Source organism: Cobetia sp. 2AS (assembly GCF_029846355.1).
GTDB lineage: Bacteria > Pseudomonadota > Gammaproteobacteria > Pseudomonadales > Halomonadaceae > Cobetia > Cobetia amphilecti.
In genome coordinates this window covers 21,702-37,902 of sequence record NZ_JARWKQ010000003.1, presented here as the reverse complement: position 1 = coordinate 37,902, position 16,201 = coordinate 21,702, and the positions used below count along the sequence as shown (strand labels likewise).

At 61.3% G+C, this 16,201-nt stretch carries 12 protein-coding genes; 8 read left to right on the top strand and 4 right to left on the bottom strand.

Annotated elements, in window-relative coordinates; all coding sequences use genetic code 11:
- Positions 1-160 precede the first annotated feature (160 nt).
- Complete coding sequence (locus QD356_RS10025) at positions 161-1,711, bottom strand: sigma 54-interacting transcriptional regulator (protein ID WP_225996533.1); 1,551 nt, start codon at positions 1,709-1,711, stop codon at positions 161-163.
- A 331-nt stretch (positions 1,712-2,042) separates the two neighbouring features.
- Here QD356_RS10025 and QD356_RS10020 point away from each other — a divergent pair, with 331 nt between their 5' ends.
- A complete protein-coding gene (locus tag QD356_RS10020; RefSeq protein ID WP_192838692.1) occupies positions 2,043-2,621 on the top strand; it encodes a hypothetical protein in 579 nt (192 codons plus the stop codon).
- Between the two features lie 105 nt (positions 2,622-2,726).
- Here QD356_RS10020 and polA read toward each other — a convergent pair whose 3' ends face one another.
- Positions 2,727-5,615 carry a DNA polymerase I gene (polA, locus tag QD356_RS10015; RefSeq protein WP_192838693.1) on the bottom strand — a complete coding sequence of 963 codons (2,889 nt, stop codon included), beginning with the start codon at positions 5,613-5,615 and terminating at the stop codon, positions 2,727-2,729.
- Between the two features lie 357 nt (positions 5,616-5,972).
- On the opposite strand from polA, the gene QD356_RS10010 reads away from it, so the two are divergent.
- The 3 genes from QD356_RS10010 (at position 5,973) to speA (ending at position 9,535) form a co-directional block, all read left to right on the top strand.
- Complete coding sequence (locus QD356_RS10010; RefSeq protein ID WP_082388170.1) at positions 5,973-6,302, top strand: DUF2782 domain-containing protein; 330 nt, start codon at positions 5,973-5,975, stop codon at positions 6,300-6,302.
- 195 nt (positions 6,303-6,497) lie between these two features.
- Positions 6,498-7,460, top strand: coding sequence for a homoserine kinase (locus tag QD356_RS10005; RefSeq protein ID WP_192838694.1), 963 nt, complete (start codon positions 6,498-6,500; stop codon positions 7,458-7,460).
- Between the two features lie 176 nt (positions 7,461-7,636).
- On the top strand, positions 7,637-9,535 hold the full coding sequence (gene speA, locus QD356_RS10000) for a biosynthetic arginine decarboxylase (RefSeq protein ID WP_054555224.1): 1,899 nt from the start codon (positions 7,637-7,639) through the stop codon (positions 9,533-9,535).
- Positions 9,536-9,687: 152 nt separating this feature from the next.
- On the opposite strand, the gene QD356_RS09995 is transcribed toward speA, so the two are convergent.
- Positions 9,688-10,422, bottom strand: a complete 735-nt coding sequence (locus QD356_RS09995; protein WP_192838695.1) for a fumarylacetoacetate hydrolase family protein — start codon at positions 10,420-10,422, stop codon at positions 9,688-9,690.
- A gap of 221 nt (positions 10,423-10,643) precedes the next feature.
- Positions 10,644-11,750, bottom strand: a complete 1,107-nt coding sequence (gene thpD / locus QD356_RS09990) for an ectoine hydroxylase (protein ID WP_318833289.1) — start codon at positions 11,748-11,750, stop codon at positions 10,644-10,646.
- A 589-nt stretch (positions 11,751-12,339) separates the two neighbouring features.
- Here thpD and QD356_RS09985 point away from each other — a divergent pair.
- The 4 genes from QD356_RS09985 to QD356_RS09970 all read left to right on the top strand — a co-directional run bounded on the left by QD356_RS09985 (position 12,340) and on the right by QD356_RS09970 (position 16,090).
- On the top strand, positions 12,340-13,254 hold the full coding sequence (locus QD356_RS09985) for a CsgG/HfaB family protein (RefSeq protein WP_225996534.1): 915 nt from the start codon (positions 12,340-12,342) through the stop codon (positions 13,252-13,254).
- A 25-nt stretch (positions 13,255-13,279) separates the two neighbouring features.
- On the top strand, positions 13,280-14,158 hold the full coding sequence (locus QD356_RS09980) for a hypothetical protein (RefSeq protein ID WP_192838696.1): 879 nt from the start codon (positions 13,280-13,282) through the stop codon (positions 14,156-14,158).
- Between the two features lie 116 nt (positions 14,159-14,274).
- A complete protein-coding gene (locus QD356_RS09975) occupies positions 14,275-14,658 on the top strand; it encodes a hypothetical protein (protein WP_192838697.1) in 384 nt (127 codons plus the stop codon).
- Between the two features lie 154 nt (positions 14,659-14,812).
- A complete protein-coding gene (locus QD356_RS09970) occupies positions 14,813-16,090 on the top strand; it encodes a sigma-54 dependent transcriptional regulator (RefSeq protein ID WP_347882117.1) in 1,278 nt (425 codons plus the stop codon).
- Positions 16,091-16,201: the final 111 nt, after the last annotated feature.

Genomic DNA, 16,201 nt, shown 5'->3' with positions numbered 1-16,201 from the left:
CGACTCCAGTCGAATATGCCGATAGAGGAATACAGACCCCATGCGGGTATGCAGGCCGTGGGGTGGCGAGAAACGCAAAGCGTCCGGAATTCCGGTCACTGACCGAGATTCCGGACGCTTTGGCCACACGTTGGTGGCGGGGAGGTGAAATGCCGGTCAATCAGGGCGTTTCGGCCAACAGCCCATGCCGATTGAGCTTTTCGTAGAGCGAGGACTTGGCGATGCCGAGCTGACGGGCGGCGCGGGTGCGATTGCCCTCGGCGGCGCGCAGCGCGTCCTCGATCAATTGGCGCTCCGCCTGGGCCATCGCCTCACGCAGCGTGGTCGGCGTCGTGTACAACTCCCGGGCGGTTGTGGACGACTCGGCCGCTGAAGCGGGTGTGGACAAGTCGCTTTGATGGGTAGCGGCGTGCCGGGCATCGCCATGCCGCGCATCGCCATGCCGGGCGCCGATGGCATCCGGCAAGTCGGTCGGTTGGATATGGCTGCCGCCCAGATAGAAGGCAGCTTCGAGCACGTTTTCCAGCTCGCGTACGTTGCCGGGCCAGTGATGCGCGCACAGGCGTTCGAGAGCGGCTTCGGAGAGAATCGGTGGGCGGCGACCACTGCGTCGCGCCAGACGTGACAGCAGGTGCGTGGCCAGGGTCGGCAGGTCGTCGCGGCGCTCGCGCAGCGGCGGCACCTTCAGGGGCACCACATTGATGCGATAGAAGAGGTCTTCGCGGAATTCGCCGCTCTCGACCAGCGCTTCCAGCGGGCGGTGAGTCGCGGCGATGACACGCACATCGACGCTGACCAGACGGGTCGCGCCGACTGCCTCGACCTCGCGGTCCTGCAGCACGCGCAGCAGCTTGGCCTGCATCGCCAGCGGCATGTCGCCGACCTCATCGAGAAACAGCGTGCCGCCATCCGCGAGCTGGAACTTGCCGGGCTTGCCGCCACGCTTGGCGCCGGTGAAGGCGCCTTCTTCATAGCCGAACAGCTCCGCTTCCAGCAGCGCTTCGGGAATCGCCGCACAGTTGAGCTTGATGAAGGGGCCCTTGGCACGCGCCGAGCTGCGGTGCAGCGCATGGGCATACAGCTCCTTGCCGGTGCCGGACTCGCCACGGATCAACACCGAGGCACCGCCGGGGGCGATCTTGCGCACCTTGCAGGCAAGTTCCCGCATGGCGGGCGAATCGCCGATGATGTCACTCAGCTGCCAGCGCGCGCCGGTGGGGGTTTCCAGCGCCTGGCGGTAGTAGTCCACCTCTGCTTCCAGCGCCTGAACCTGAGCATTCACCTGCCGCCATTCCCAGGTGTCGTGGTAGAGCACCGAGCCGATGGCGCCGATCAGCTCGCCATCGCGGAAGATGGGGTAACGGTGGGCAATCATGTGGTGGCCACGAATCAACTGCAGCTGGGCCAGCTCCGCACGTCCGCTCTCCAGCACCTCGTGCATGCGGGTGTTCTCGATCACCTCGCTGACATCGCGCCCCAGCACCTCGCTGGCCTCGACGCCGAGAAACTCGGCATAGGGCGCATTCAGAAACTGGATACCACCCTGGGCATCCACCACCACGACCCACTCCTCCACCGCATCCATCGCGGCACGCAGCAACTCGCGGCGCGCCCGCTCCAGATGAATCGAGGTGGCAGGTAGATCATCGCGCAGCGGGGCAGCCATCTTCTCCCCGCCCACCGCGCCTGACACAGGCATCTGCTGAGCCATCACCGCTCTCCCTTGGCGTGTCCGGTCATCGTGGGTAGCCGTATCCCTCTGCCACCACACCCGCCGGATCTGATTGTTATGGGCCGCGCCATCACGCAGCCAGCGTCCGGAAAACCGGACACCCCCCACAGCATCGGCCTACCGCCGCCAAGGATCAACGTAGCCAGTGGTCGTAGAACTCCAAATTTAGATATAAAGATAAAAAAAGGCTAATCTACAGGAACTAGAGCATAGAAAGACCAGTCAACCGATAAATCTTTTAAAGTATAAGATATCGCTCAGCATCATCCAGACATATATCCTAAATAAAAATCAAGAGGGAGAGAAAGGAATGGGTATTTTAGAAGGCGAACGATTACTGCACTGGAATTATTTTCTTGCCCTAGAATCTGACATTGAGAATCTAGCAAGATATATAGAATTCACAAAAGACAATTATAAAACTTATTCCACAGAGCTAACGAATATACTTTTAGCGTGCTGTTCAGAAGTTGATGTCTTATCCAAGCTAATTTGCCAAATAAGAAACTCAAACTCCAAAGCAGGAAACATCGGAGACTATAGGTCAGAATTAAGAGAGAATTATCCATTTCTCGAAAGCATGGAAATTACAATACCACGATACTCGCTCACATTAGCCCCTTGGGAAAACTGGAGCAATAACAAATCACCTAACTGGTGGTCATGCCATAACAAAGTAAAGCATGAAAGGAACAACCATTATCAAGAAGCAAATCTACAAAACACATTAAATTCTGCAGCGGCACTATTTTGTCTAGAGCTAATTTTTCACAAAGAGATAACCGTGAGCAACAGAATTGAACCACCGCCGACATTATTTAAACCACCAGAAGATTTTGCGACGATAAGCCCTACGATTGGAGGACCAATGACATTAATCTTTAAGTAGCGATTCTAAAACACAAGCATCTCATCGTTTGGCGACAAGATGCTTGTTTTATTTTTCATAGCCACTTAATGCAGCATTCTGGTATAGCTTAAAATGCTTGAACCATTAATGCGCTTCTTCCCAGTTGTCGCCTTGCTCGACTTCGACGAGCAGCGGGACGTCGAGGGAGGCGGCGTTCTGCATGCGCTGGGCGACGTCTTTCATGAAGTCTTCGACCTGCGCTTCGGCGACTTCGAAGACGAGTTCATCGTGTACCTGCATGACCATCATGGCGTCGTATCTGTCGGCACCGTCGCTGCCCGCCAGCCAGGCGTCCACGTCGATCATGGCGCGCTTGATGATGTCGGCGGCGCTGCCCTGCATCGGGGCGTTGATGGCAGTGCGCTCGGCGGCGCTGCGACGCGCGTGATTGCGCGAGCCGATTTCCGGCAGGTAGAGACGACGGCCGAAGATGGTCTCGACGTAGCCCTGCTCGGCGGCGAGCTGACGCGTGTCTTCCATGTAGGTGGCGACGCCAGGATAACGCTCGAAGTAGCGCTCGATGTAGGTCTTGGCCTGGCCGGGTTCGATATCCAGCTGGCGCGAGAGACCCCAGGCGGACATGCCGTAGATCAGCCCGAAGTTGATGGCCTTGGCGCTGCGACGCTGGTCACTGCTGACACGCGATTCCTCGGTGCCGAAGACTTCAGCGGCGGTGGCGGCGTGCACGTCGCGGTTGTCGGCAAAGGCCGAGAGCAGACCCTTGTCACCGGAGAGGTGCGCCATGATGCGCAGCTCGATCTGCGAGTAATCCGCCGCGACGATGCGATAGCCAGGGCGCGCGATGAAGGCCTGACGGATACGACGGCCCTCGTCACTGCGCACCGGGATGTTCTGCAGGTTCGGATCAGACGACGATAGACGCCCCGTGGCGGTGACGGCCTGATGGTAGCTGGTGTGCAGGCGACGCGTGGTCGGGTTGACCAGCTGCGGCAGCTTGTCGGTGTAGGTGCTCTTGAGCTTGGTCATGCCGCGATGGCGCATGATCAGCTTGGGCAGCGGGTAGTCCAGCGCCAGCTCCTCAAGCACTGCTTCGGCGGTGGACGGCGCGCCCTTGGGCGTCTTCTTCTTGACCGGCAGCTTCTGCTCCTCGAAGAGGATCTCGCCCAGCTGCTTGGGGGAAGAGAGGTTGAACTCGCGGCCCGCAAGCTCAAAGGCCTGCTTCTCGATGTCGTGGATCTGCTCGGTCAGCTCGCGGGTCTGGACGTGCAGGCGCTCGGGGTCGATCGCGACGCCGTTGCGCTCGATGCGCGCCAGCACCGGAATCAGCGGATATTCGAACTGACGCAGCACTTCATCCAGACGTCCCAGCTTCTCGATGCGCGGCATCAGCAGCGCGGCGAGGCGCAGGGTGATGTCGACATCCTCGCAGGCATACGGCATCGCCTCTTCCAGTGCGATCTGATCAAACGTCAGCTGCTTGGCGCCCTTGCCGGCGATGTCGGTGAAGCTGATGGTGCTCTCGCCCAGATACTTGAGCGCCAGCGAGTCCATGTCGTGACGGGTCGCGGTGGAATTGAGCACGTAGGACATCAGCATGGTGTCGGCCAGCGGGCCGGCCACCGCGATGTCGTAGCGCGCCAGCACCTCGATGTCGTACTTGAGGTTCTGGCCGATCTTGGTGATGGCGGTATCGGCGAGAATCGGCGTCAGCGCTTCCAGCACGGCCTGGCGCTCCAGCTGCGCGGGGGCATCCAGATAGCTGTGAGCGACGGGAATGTAGACGGCCTCGCCGACTTCCAGCGCCATGCCGATACCGACGATCTCGGCTTCCATGTAGTTGAGGCTGGTGGTCTCGAGATCGAAGCACAGCGAGGTGGCGTTGCGCACGCGCTCGAGCCACGCATCCAGCTCGGCCTGCTCGGTGATGGCGCGGTAGTTGCGCTCCTCACGCGGCGGCAGCGCATCGGGCATCTCGTCGCCCTCTTCCGCCGCTTCCAGATCAGGGGTTGGTGCAGCGGCGGTCTTGCCCTTGCCTGAGGCCTTTTCAGCGACCGGCGCAATGCTGTCACCGAACAGGTCACTGCCGGCGACCCCGCTGTCCTTCTCGTCGGCATGTGGCGTGGCCGCCATGTCGCCGCCTTCCAGCAGCTCCTTCAGCCAGGCGCGGAATTCCATCTCCTTGTAGAGCTCGACCAGCGCGGCGGTGTCCGGTGCGGCGATCGCGAGGTCATCCAGGCCATATTCCAGCTCGCAGTCCAGCTTGATGGTGGCGAGACGGTAGGAGAGATAGGCATCTTCGCGATGCGCTTCCATCTTCTTGGCCAGGGTCTTGGCGCCGCGGAAGCTGAGCGTCTTGATGCGATCGAGATCGCCGTAGATGGTGTCGAGGCCGCCTTCCATGCCCTGCAGCAGGCCCAGCGCGGTCTTCTCGCCCACGCCCGGCACGCCGGGAATGTTGTCGACCTTGTCGCCCATCAGCGCGAGGAAGTCGATGATCAGGTTCGGCGGAATGCCGAACTTCTCGGTGACGCCGTCCACGTCCAGCGTCTCGTTCTTCATGGTGTTGACCAGGGTAATGTGCTCGTTCACCAGCTGGGCCATGTCCTTGTCGCCGGTAGAGATGACGGCGTCACGCCCAGCCTCGGTCGCCATGCGCGCCAGGGTGCCGATGACGTCATCGGCCTCGACGCCTTCCACGCACAGCAGGGGCAGGCCAAGGGCACGCACGCAGGCATGCAGCGGCTCGACCTGCAGGCGCAGGTCATCCGGCATCGGCGGACGCTGGGCCTTGTACTCGGGGTACATGTCGTCGCGGAAGGTCTTGCCCTTGGCATCGAAGACCACCGCCATGGGGCTGTCCGGGTACTGGCGGATCAGGCTCTTGAGCATGTTGATCACGCCCTTCACCGCGCCGGTGGGCAGGCCCTTGGAGGTGGTCAGCGGCGGCAGAGCATGAAAGGCACGATAGAGATAGGAAGATCCATCGACGAGAACGATCGGCGTGGCGGCCATGAGCAGTCGCATCCGTAGGCTGAAGGGTGAGCTTGGGGCAAGCAGAGTCGGGGCCGAAAACCTCTCGGCAGCTATGGCTGCCATGATACGCAAGGGCTGCGGCGAGGCACAGTCGCCACCCTCGGCGCGTGTGTCTTCTGCGCCGGGCATTGATGGCGGGAAGTCGTGCACACTGCCAACAAGGGACGTAAACTGCGCCCATCAGGCAAGGTTTCAGGCCAGCGCCGATTCGCTTGTCTTCTGCACGGGTACGCACCGGGTGCTTGCTCGCAGGCACCCTGCCTGCAGGCCCCTTGCTCACAGAACTTTCGCACGCGGAACCTGATACAGGCTGCGCTTGTGTAAAGGAGGATTGTCATGCGCTCGACTGCTTCCATTGCTCCGCATTCCCTGCTGCGCCTGCCCACGCTGCTGGCCACCGGGCTGCTGCTGGCCGTCACCGCCCTGAGTGCGCCGCTGGCCGTCGCCGAGAGCGAGGCCCCCAAGCCGCAGATCACCAGCCGTCAGCAGGATGACCGCCAGCTGCGCGAATACCGCGTCAATGGCCATCTGTATGCCATCGAGATCATCCCCAAGGGCGGCGCGCCCTTCTTCCTGCTCGACAGTGACGGCAACGGCAACTTCATCAAGTCCAGCGTCACCAGTGCCAGCCAGCTCAAGGTACCCGGCTGGGCACTGAAAAAGTGATAAGCTCGGCATCTGGTTCACGCGACAGCTGAGCCAGCAGCGACAGGCGTCACGCCCGCGGCACATCTCTTGCCCCCGGGCGTGGCGGCATCCTTCCTGCATACCTACAACAACTCCTGTCAGCGCATTGCCGCCGCTTCGCTCCGGCGGCGCGCCACTGGCGGGGCGGACACATTTCGGCGAGAAGAGTCACCCATGGCAGTCTTTACCCCCCTGAGCGACGCTCAGGTCGCAGAATTTCTGGCAGAGTACGACGCAGGCACGCTGACATCGCTTGAGGATGTCGCGCACGGCACCGAGAACTCGACCTTCTTCGTCACCACCGATCGCCGCGAGATGGTGCTGACCTTGTTCGAGCAGGGCGAGCATGCGGAACTGCCCTTCTTCGTCGAGCTGCTCGACTTCCTCGCCAGCCACAAGCTACCGGTGCCGGGCCCGCTGCACGACCGCGACGGCCAGGCACTCAAGGTGCTGGCAGGCAAGCCGGCGCTGCTGTTCCCGCGTATGCCGGGCAACTGGCCGGTCTCGCCCAACGTGGCCCAGTGCCGCGAGATCGGCGCGGCGCTGGGGCGCATGCATGCCGTTTCGCAGCACTTCACCGGCCACCGCCCCAATACCCGTGACCTGCACTGGATCAAGCCGATGCACCACAAGGTGCTGGCGTATCTGAGCCCGGAAGACCAGGCGCTGATGGCCGACGAGATCGATGTCTGCGAAGACGTCTTCAGCGGTGTCGAGCTGCCGCAGGGCGCGCTGCACGGTGACCTGTTCCGCGACAACACTCTGTTCGACGGCGACCGCCTCGGCGGTATCATCGACTTCTACAACGGCTGCACCGGCGACCTGATCTTCGATCTGTCGATTCTGGTCAATGACTGGTGCTCCAATGACGATGGCCGTCTGGACCAGGCGCGTTATGACGCCCTGCTCAGTGCCTATCAGGCCGAGCGCCCGATGAACGCCGACGAACGCCGCCTGTGGCCGAGCATGCTGCGCATGACCGCGCTGCGCTATTGGCTGTCGCGCCTGCTGGTGGTCTACGTGGACCCGCCCGCCCACAGCCTGACGCCGAAGGACCCGGCACAGTATCGCCAGCTGCTGGGTCGGCGCATCGAGGAAGGCGCTCTGCCGCTGCCCGAGGCCACGCAACCGGCCTGATCGGTACCTTCCGTACTGACCGAGTCGTCAAAGCAATTGCCTGCTGGCCCCCAGCAGGCATAATGCGCCCTCTGAGCGCCCGCATTCCTGCGGGCGTCATTGTCTTCTCCGACGCTGCCCACACCTGTTGAGCACCGCCGGGCTTGCCTTCACGCCGTCCATCTCCGGAGACCGCGATGACCTCCTTTGCAGCCGAAGCACGCCGCACCTACAACATCGACCAGTGGGGCAGCGGCTATTTCGACGTGGGCCAGGATGGCCTGACACTGGTGCGCCCGCATGGCGAGCCGGGCACGCCTGCGCTGCCGCTGATCTCGCTGATCGACAAGGCACGCGCCCAGGGCCTGCGCCTGCCGCTGCTGGTTCGCTTCGCCGATATCCTGCATGACCGCGTCGAGCAGCTGTGTGCCGCCTTCGATGCCGCCATCAGCTCGCGCGGCTATGGCGCCAGCTACACCGCCGTCTACCCGATCAAGGTCAATCAGCAGCGTCGCGTGGTCGAGGAACTGCTGGCGACCAGCGAGCGCTCACGCGGGCGTGTCGGGCTGGAAGCCGGCAGCAAGCCGGAACTGCTCGCCGTGCTGGCGCTGTCGGACAGCGGCCCGTCGGTGATCGTCTGCAATGGCTACAAGGACCGCGAATACGTGCGTCTGGCGCTGATGGGCGAGAAGCTTGGCCACCGCGTGCATCTGGTGGTCGAGAAGGCCAGCGAGCTGGAACTGGTACTGGAAGAGGCACAGCGCCTCGGCGTGCGTCCGCGCATCGGCCTGCGCGCGCGCCTGGCTACCATCGGCAAGGGCAACTGGCAGAACACCGGCGGCGAGAAGTCCAAGTTCGGCCTGACCGCCAGCCAGATCGTCGCGCTGGTCGAACGTCTGCGCGAGGTGGATGCGCTGGACTGCCTCAAGCTGGTCCACTTTCATCTTGGCTCCCAGATCGCGGACATCAGCGATATCCAGCGCGGCCTGGCCGAGTGCGCGCGCTTCTATCAGGGTCTGCACGAAGCTGGCGCCGGCGTGGAAATCGTCGATGTCGGCGGCGGCCTTGGGGTGGACTATGAAGGCACGCGCTCGGAAAGCGCCTGCTCGCTCAACTACTCGATGCGCGAATACGCCGACTATGTGGTCGGCGCCTTCCACGCCGTCTGTGATGCCCATGACCTGCCGCATCCGCACATCATCTCCGAATCCGGCCGCGCCCTGACCGCTCATCACGCGGTGCTGGTCACGGACGTGATCGGCGAGGAGCGCGTGAACCTGCCGCTGCCCGCACGCCGCGAGGACGATGCCCAGATCGCCGCGCTGTGGGCGCAGGCTGCTCGGCTGGAAGGTCAGCTGGAGCCGCGTGAGCTGGTGGAGATCTACCACGCCGTGGTGCATGCCCAGCATCAGGTGCAGGAGCGCTTCGTGATGGGGCTGGCGAGCATCGCCATCCGCGCCGAGGCCGAAGCCATCTATACCAACGTGTGTCGCAGCCTGGCCGGGCGTCTCGATGCACGTCAGCGTTCGCACCGTGCGGTGCTCGATGAGCTCAACGAGAAACTGGCCGACAAGCTGTTCGTCAACTTCTCGCTGTTCCAGTCGCTGCCGGACATCTGGGGCATCGAGCAGATCTTCCCGATCCTGCCGCTGACCGGTCTCGACCGCGCGCCGACACGACGTGGCGTGATTCAGGACATCACCTGCGACAGCGATGGCCGCATCGACACCTATGTGGATGACCAGGGCCTGGACGCCACCCTGCCGCTGCCGGAATGGCATGCCGATGAAGAGAAGCTGCTCGGCTTCTTCATGGTCGGCGCCTATCAGGAAATCCTCGGCGACCTGCACAACCTGTTCGGCGATACCGATTCCGTGGATGCCAGCCTCGACGACGATGGCCAGTGGCAGCTTTCCCATGCGATTCAGGGTGATAGCGTGGCGCAGGTGCTGCGTTACGTGAACTTCGACCCGGAGCAGCTGGCCGCACGCCTCGCGCGTCAGCTCAAGTCATCCAACCTGAATGCGCTGGAACAGGCAGACCTGCTCGAAGACCTGAAGGCCGGTCTCGACGGCTATACCTACCTGGAGAGCTGAAACACTGCCGAGGCTCGGGCCCTGGCTCAATGAACCGAGTTTGGAAGGATCAGCTTCAAAAGCTAAAACCCAGACAGCAAAAGCCCCTGCCGGTGGCCCGGCAGGGGCTTTTCTTTTTCAGAACTCGCTCAGGGCTGGCTCAGCCCCAGACGTCATGCCACGCCGCGCGTGCGTGTCTCGATGCGCAGCAGCTCGCCGCTGCCATCCGGGGCATCCAGCGCCAGTGCCAGCGCCTGATCCGGATTCAACTCGCCGACGCCTTCCGGCGTGCCGGTCAGCACCACATCGCCGGGCAGCAGGGTGAAGCTGTGGCTGATCTCACTGAGCAGACGCGCGACGGGGAACAGCATCAGGCTGGTATCCGCCTGCTGGCGCTGCTCGCCATCGATGGCAAAGCGATAGTGCAGCGCCTGGAAATCCACGCTGTGCAGCTCGCCATCGGCATCACGCCAACGCGACCCTTCCAGCGCCACGAAGGAAGACAACGGACAGCTGCCATCGAAGGCCTTGGCCAGCTCCCACGGCTGGCCCTTGGCCTTGAGCTTGCTCTGGCGCTCACGCAGGGTCAGGTCCAGTGCCAGCCCCATGCCGGCCAGTACTTCCAGCGCCTCTGCTTCGCTGGCTTCACACAGCGGCTTGCCGATCAGCAGCGCCAGCTCGGCCTCATAGTGGTACTGGCCGCGACGCCGCGAGATCGCCAATGGCTTGTCCATCGGCGTCACGCTGGTGGCGGGCTTGATGAACAGCAACGGCTCGCTGGGCACTTCATTGCCGAGCTCCGCGGCGTGGGCTGCGTAGTTGCGGCCGACACAGACCACCTTGCCGAGGTCATGAGCGAAGACGCGACCATCGCTGAAACGCGGGGTGAAACGCTGAGCAAGCGGCATGCAGAACTCCTGTCGGGGCGTGATGGAGGATCAATGAAAGACGATCAATGAGAGATATCGCAATGATACGTCGCCCCGACAGCCTGCCACTACCACACCAACGTCCGAGATTTCGCCGCCTGAGCGCAACCCGGCGTTGTGCAGTTCAGTTCACTTCGATCTTCAAAGCTCAGCTTTCAAGCTCGGTCTTCCACTTCAGTCTTCAAGCTCGGTCTTCAACTTCAGTCTTCAAGTTCGTCCCAGCCACCATCGAGACGGTGCGCGAGAAATTCCGGGCGCGGACGCGCGGCGGCAAAGGGCGCCTGCATCGCGTTATCGACACGGTTGTAGACGAAGAAGGCGTTGCTGCGCGGGTCCGGCGACATGTTGGCGTTGGAGCCATGCAGCGTATTGCAGTCGAACATCAACAGGCCGCCGGCGGCACCGGTCGGGGCTTCGATACCACGCTCGGCGATCAGCTCGCTCAGTGCTTCACGCGAGGGCACACCGACCTTCTGGGTCTGCAGGGATGACTTGTGGTTGTCATCCGGCGTCTCGCCCAGGCAATGCACGAAGACTTCATGCGAGCCGGGGATCAGCATCAGCGGACCATTGAAGTGGTGATTGTCGGTCAGGATGATCGAGGCGCTGACCGCGCGCATCTCCGGCATGCCATCCTCGGCGTGCCAGGTCTCGAAGTCCGAGTGCCAGTTGAAGCCCTTGCCCTCGAAGCCCGGCTTGTAGTTGATGCGCGACTGGTGGAGATAGACATCGCCCCCCAGGATCTGGCGCGCGCGATCGACCAGGCGCGGGTCTTCTGCCAGCTGGCGGAAGCGCTCGGACAGGAAATGCACGGCGAAGATGGAACGAATCTCGCGGCTCTTGGGCTCGGTGATGGTGAAATCACGCCCCTGCCACTCTTCGTTGTCGAGCAGCGCTGCCAGCTCGGTCTTCAGCGCCTCGACTTCCTCCGGCGCCAGGAATTCCGGCTCGAACAGGAAGCCGTCACTCTTGAAACGCTTGAGCTGCTCGGCGCCCAGCGGACCCTCATCGGCACGCGAGTGCACGACGGGCTCGCGGCGCTTCTGCCACAGATGCTCCGGCGGCTGGCTCAGGCGCGTCGGATAGGCGTCTCGCGAGTGATCGGAGCCTCGGTCGCTGCCCGACTTGTCGAGATAGGCTTCCGGCGCCTGATCACGATCGGCATTGGTCTGACGGGCGTCCAGCTGCTGGTTGGAGGCTTCTGCAGCGGCGCTGACGTTGCCACCATCGGTCTGCTCATGCTGGCGTTGCTTGGATGAAAGAGCAGAAGTGGCGTTGTACGAGGTCATATGGCGTGAAGCTGTCATCATGCTCTCCTTAAGGCATCAATGTCTTGCATTGAGGAAAGTGGAATCTGGCGTTCTAGCATGCGGCTTGCCCGCACTGTCCCACCTATGGGCCATACAACAGACTTCAACCCCGAGATTCATGAAATAAGCACAGAGATCTGATCCACAAGATCGTTAAAAGACCATCCAATCTCACACCACACCCGCCATCACCCTTCTCAAGAAAACATGAGGCTGCCTGTGCCTCGCGGATGACAAATTCCTTCAGTCATCCCCTCTCGCCAGTCCCGACTCATCCTGTTGCCACGAATTCTCATCTTCCGTGAGACAAGCAGCTTAATCAGCGACTCATCACTGGCACCACGCCCGTGGTATTTCCCCTCACTTCGCTTCGCCATTTGCAAAACGCATCGCACGCAACATTGCGCATTAATGCGTAAGTGTCTGTGAAATATTGTGAAATTGTTTGGCACGCTTCGTGCCCTTTAGAAAACACGGCAGAACAACTGATAGAGACATATCAGAGAAAAAATAACGGCGCAGGATCATGCGTCACACCAGGGGAACTTCCAGCATGTTTAAGCCACGGATATGCATGGCCGCTTGCATGGCCACAGTGCTGGGGGGCTGCGCAGCTGTCGAACCGAAATTCGACAATGTCGAACCGGTCGTAGGGCCACCAGTCACCTCAAACAACACGCCATATAGTGAATGCCTCGTATCACTCAGCCGGGTGCAAGGCGCCACCAACCTGCCTGTGATTGCAGTGGGTCAGGTGACGGACAAGACCGGTCAACGCAGCTACTCCACCGTGACAGAGAGCGCTGCCGTGACCCAGGGCGTATCCGAGATGCTGATAAGTGCCCTCTACAAGACTCGCAAGGTACATCTTACCGAGCGTCTCGATGTACGAGTCCCGCTGGCAGAGCAGCAACTTTTCGAGCAGAAGGCATTGGCTTATACCCCCCGGAACCTCGCGGTACTTCCTTCGCATTTCGTGGTTCTCGGTGCACTGACAGAGCTCAATTACAACATTTCAAGCGGCGGTGCCCGCCTGTTCGTCAGCGGAATCGGGGCTGGACTGCGCACTGCAGTCATCAACGTCGGCCTGGACCTGCGCATGGTCGATATCCGCACCTTCCGCACCGTCTATGTCACCAGCCTGCAGAAGCAGGTGGTCGGTTACGAAGTCGAAGCCGGTATCTACCGCTTCTTCGGCAATCAGTTGATCGAGTTTGATTCCGGCGCAGTGCGCAATGAGCCACTGCAGCTGGGCGTGAGATCAGTCGTGGAGATGGGCGCGTATCAGCTTCTGACTGAAGGCCTGGGACTTCCTGTACCTGCGGGACAGGAATGTGCATTGCACCCGGGACAGCATGTTGCAGATGACGATAGCAACACGCAGCAAGTGGCCGCAGCCAATACCAGCAGCAATGCAGCAAGTGGCAATGAAGCAGTCGCAACACCGTTGCAAGCAACACCCGCATCAGAAGTACCGGCAGCATCAAGCGCAGCACAATAAGTCAACATTCATGAGGAACATGACAATGACTACCTATAATAAGCTCGCAGTCGCCATCGGTCTCGTAAGCGGCATGATGATGGCAAGCCAGGCGCAGGCCTTCGATAACGTGAAGTGGAACTGGCACGGCAAGGTCGAGAGCAAGATCAAGGTAAAAGCCGATATCGACCCGAAGATCAAGGATCCGGGCGGCCTGGTGATGGTCGAGAACCTCCAGAAGCAGATCGGTGACGTCAGCTCGGAAGCCATCGTCAAGGATGTCACCTATGGCACGACTGCCGGGGAGACTACCGTCGAGACAGGTAGCTTCGCGGGTGCCGCTGCCGGAGCAGCCGCAGGCGCAGTCGCAACAGGCGGCAAGCATGGTGGCAGTGCCGCTGGGGCCGTTGCTGGCGCTGGTGCCATCGCTGGTACCTACACCATCACCACTGATACTGACGGCATCGTGAACGAGGATATCGTCAATCTGGAAAGCCTGGAAAATGCGGCGACATCAGTGGGCAACAACGCCTCCATCGAGAGCGATGCCATGGTCAACCTGCATAATGAGCAGTACCTGGCAGGCAGCGGCATGGGCAGTGACCGTCGTCATTCCTTCAGCCCGTCGAGTGCCGAGATCGATTCACTGGCCAAGGTCGAGAACATTCTCAACCTGAGTGTGGATAATGCCGCGACCTCCGTGGGCAACAACCTGTCGGTCACCCAGGACACTTATGGCATTGATACCGCCCTGATTGCCGACAATACCCAGACCAGCTACGCCACCATCACCGCTACCGCCAAGGTCAAGGACATTACCCTGGGTCTGGCACCGGCAGAAGGCTTCGATGGCCCGGTCATCAGCAATACGGCCACCTCTGTGGGTAACAACATGTCCGTCTCCGTCGGTCCCGTTACTCCGTAAATCCTCAGCAGGCAACCAACACACGCGGGGCGACCCGCGTGTGTTTCAGTACCTGCCGGCATAAGAGTCTTCACGCATCAGACACTGCATCTTTCACAGAGCGAAAGGAGCAAGACATGAATGCTTTTACACGTATCAGCCTGGGGGTCGTCAGCGCGGGATGCCTGCTGGCCACGACGGTCAGCGCCAACTCGCTGATGGGGCCCTTCCCCTACGACTTTCCGGCACGTAGCGCAGAAACCGCCCTGATCCTCTACGAGAGCAAGAAGGCCGGCAGCCTGGGGGAAGGGTCCGATACCAATATCGGGGAATATACCCTCAATACCGGCAGCAGCACCTCGATCGGCAACTGGCAACAGATCGAACAGACGCTGAGTGATGGCTCCACCGGCACCATCGACAGCACTGCGGATCAGTCCGCGGATGGCAGCTCTCAGACGTCGTCGACTGACTTCACCATTACCCACAACAACGAAGATGAGGAGGAAGACGCCCAGTGATGCACTGCTCGGGACAGGCATCCGCGGGAAGACAGACCGTCAGATACCAGAACTCACCCTTTCAGCGTGAGTAGAGAGTTGGTCAGCCAGGCAAGCGTCGAGACTGAGAAGTCTGCCACTCAGGGGGAGCGGAAAAAACGCACTAAAAGCCGCCATGATCATCTCGCACAAGTCATTAACCTCTATATGGGTACTCGATAACCCCCCAAGACGAACACTCAACGCTGGAGAATCCAGACTCTCCGGTGAGGCTGTCACCAGAAGCAGCCCGACAATTATTCTTTCGCAGCCCGCTTGCACGAAGCGCAGGCAATGCAGAAAGACCAGCAGCAAGGGAACAACACTCATGACCGCACTGAAAGCTCATCAGGCTGCATCATCGGCTACTGCATTGAATCTGGCTGACGATATCTCCACTACCTCGCGGGTAAGGGAACTACCGGTAAAGCGACCTCGCGGTTTTGGGGAGTTTATCGGAGACTCATCGGCCATGCAGACGCTCTATCGCACTCTCATCCAGGTCGCCCACTCGGACGCTCCCATCTTCATCACCGGCGAAAGCGGCAGCGGCAAGGAATTGTGTGCCACTGCCATTCACCGCCATAGCCCGGTACGTGACGGCCCGTTCATCGCCGTCAATTGTGCCGCCATTCCGGCAGAGCTGCTGGAGTCGCAATTGTTCGGACATGTGCGCGGGGCTTTCACGGGGGCCGTGAGCGCCCAGCAGGGGCTCGCCGTGGCGGCAGATGGGGGGACGCTGTTTCTCGATGAGATCGCGGAGCTGCCGCTCCCCTTGCAGAGCAAGCTGCTGCGCTTTCTGCAGACAGGACAGGTCATGCCGGTGGGTGCCACGCGCACGGTAGAGGTCAATTGCCGCATCGTGTGCGCCACGCATCAGAACCCGCGGGTACTGGTCGATACTCACCGCTTCAGGGAAGACCTCTTCTATCGTCTGCACGTCATCCCGCTCAAGGTGCCGCCGCTGCGCGAGCGCGGTCAGGATATCCTGGAGATCGCCACCGGGCTGTTGGGGCGCATGGCAGGCCACGAAGGCAAACGCTTCACACGACTCAGTGCGTGCGCCGAGCGTCAGCTGCTGGCCCATGACTGGCCCGGCAACGTCCGGGAGCTGGAAAACACGCTACGGCGCGCCATCATCCTCAATGATGGTGAGGTGCTGACGGCCGACATGCTGGACCTGCCCAGCAGCACGGCGTATCGCACGCCTCTCAGCCACAACGCGCCGGAGGACAGCGAGACCACGTTGCGCCCGTTGTGGATGGTCGAACGCGAGGCGATCGAGAGCGTCATCAGCGCCTGTGATGGCAGTATCCCCCGCGCTGCGGCGATACTGGAGATCGCGCCCTCCACCATCTATCGCAAGCGCCTGAGCTGGCTGGCGATGCACCCGGACGAGCCCACCTCGCACTGAGATGAGCGCCGGCCGAGGCATGCCCTTCGCCCTCCTGACCTATACTCCAGACGCAAAAAAGCCACCCCGAGGGGTGGCTTTTCTGTTGGCTGCCGAATTCATCCTGCGACT

Excerpts from the sequence above, each read along its gene's own strand:
- QD356_RS10025 (WP_225996533.1), bottom strand. The coding sequence starts at position 1,711 with ATGGCTCAGCAGATGCCTGTGTCAGGCGCGGTGGGCGGGGAGAAGATG.
- QD356_RS10020 (WP_192838692.1), top strand. The coding sequence starts at position 2,043 with ATGGGTATTTTAGAAGGCGAACGATTACTGCACTGGAATTATTTTCTT.
- polA (WP_192838693.1), bottom strand. The coding sequence starts at position 5,615 with ATGGCCGCCACGCCGATCGTTCTCGTCGATGGATCTTCCTATCTCTAT.
- QD356_RS10010 (WP_082388170.1), top strand. The coding sequence starts at position 5,973 with ATGCGCTCGACTGCTTCCATTGCTCCGCATTCCCTGCTGCGCCTGCCC.
- QD356_RS10005 (WP_192838694.1), top strand. The coding sequence starts at position 6,498 with ATGGCAGTCTTTACCCCCCTGAGCGACGCTCAGGTCGCAGAATTTCTG.
- speA (WP_054555224.1), top strand. The coding sequence starts at position 7,637 with ATGACCTCCTTTGCAGCCGAAGCACGCCGCACCTACAACATCGACCAG.
- QD356_RS09995 (WP_192838695.1), bottom strand. The coding sequence starts at position 10,422 with ATGCCGCTTGCTCAGCGTTTCACCCCGCGTTTCAGCGATGGTCGCGTC.
- thpD (WP_318833289.1), bottom strand. The coding sequence starts at position 11,750 with ATGACAGCTTCACGCCATATGACCTCGTACAACGCCACTTCTGCTCTT.
- QD356_RS09985 (WP_225996534.1), top strand. The coding sequence starts at position 12,340 with ATGGCCACAGTGCTGGGGGGCTGCGCAGCTGTCGAACCGAAATTCGAC.
- QD356_RS09980 (WP_192838696.1), top strand. The coding sequence starts at position 13,280 with ATGACTACCTATAATAAGCTCGCAGTCGCCATCGGTCTCGTAAGCGGC.
- QD356_RS09975 (WP_192838697.1), top strand. The coding sequence starts at position 14,275 with ATGAATGCTTTTACACGTATCAGCCTGGGGGTCGTCAGCGCGGGATGC.
- QD356_RS09970 (WP_347882117.1), top strand. The coding sequence starts at position 14,813 with ATGATCATCTCGCACAAGTCATTAACCTCTATATGGGTACTCGATAAC.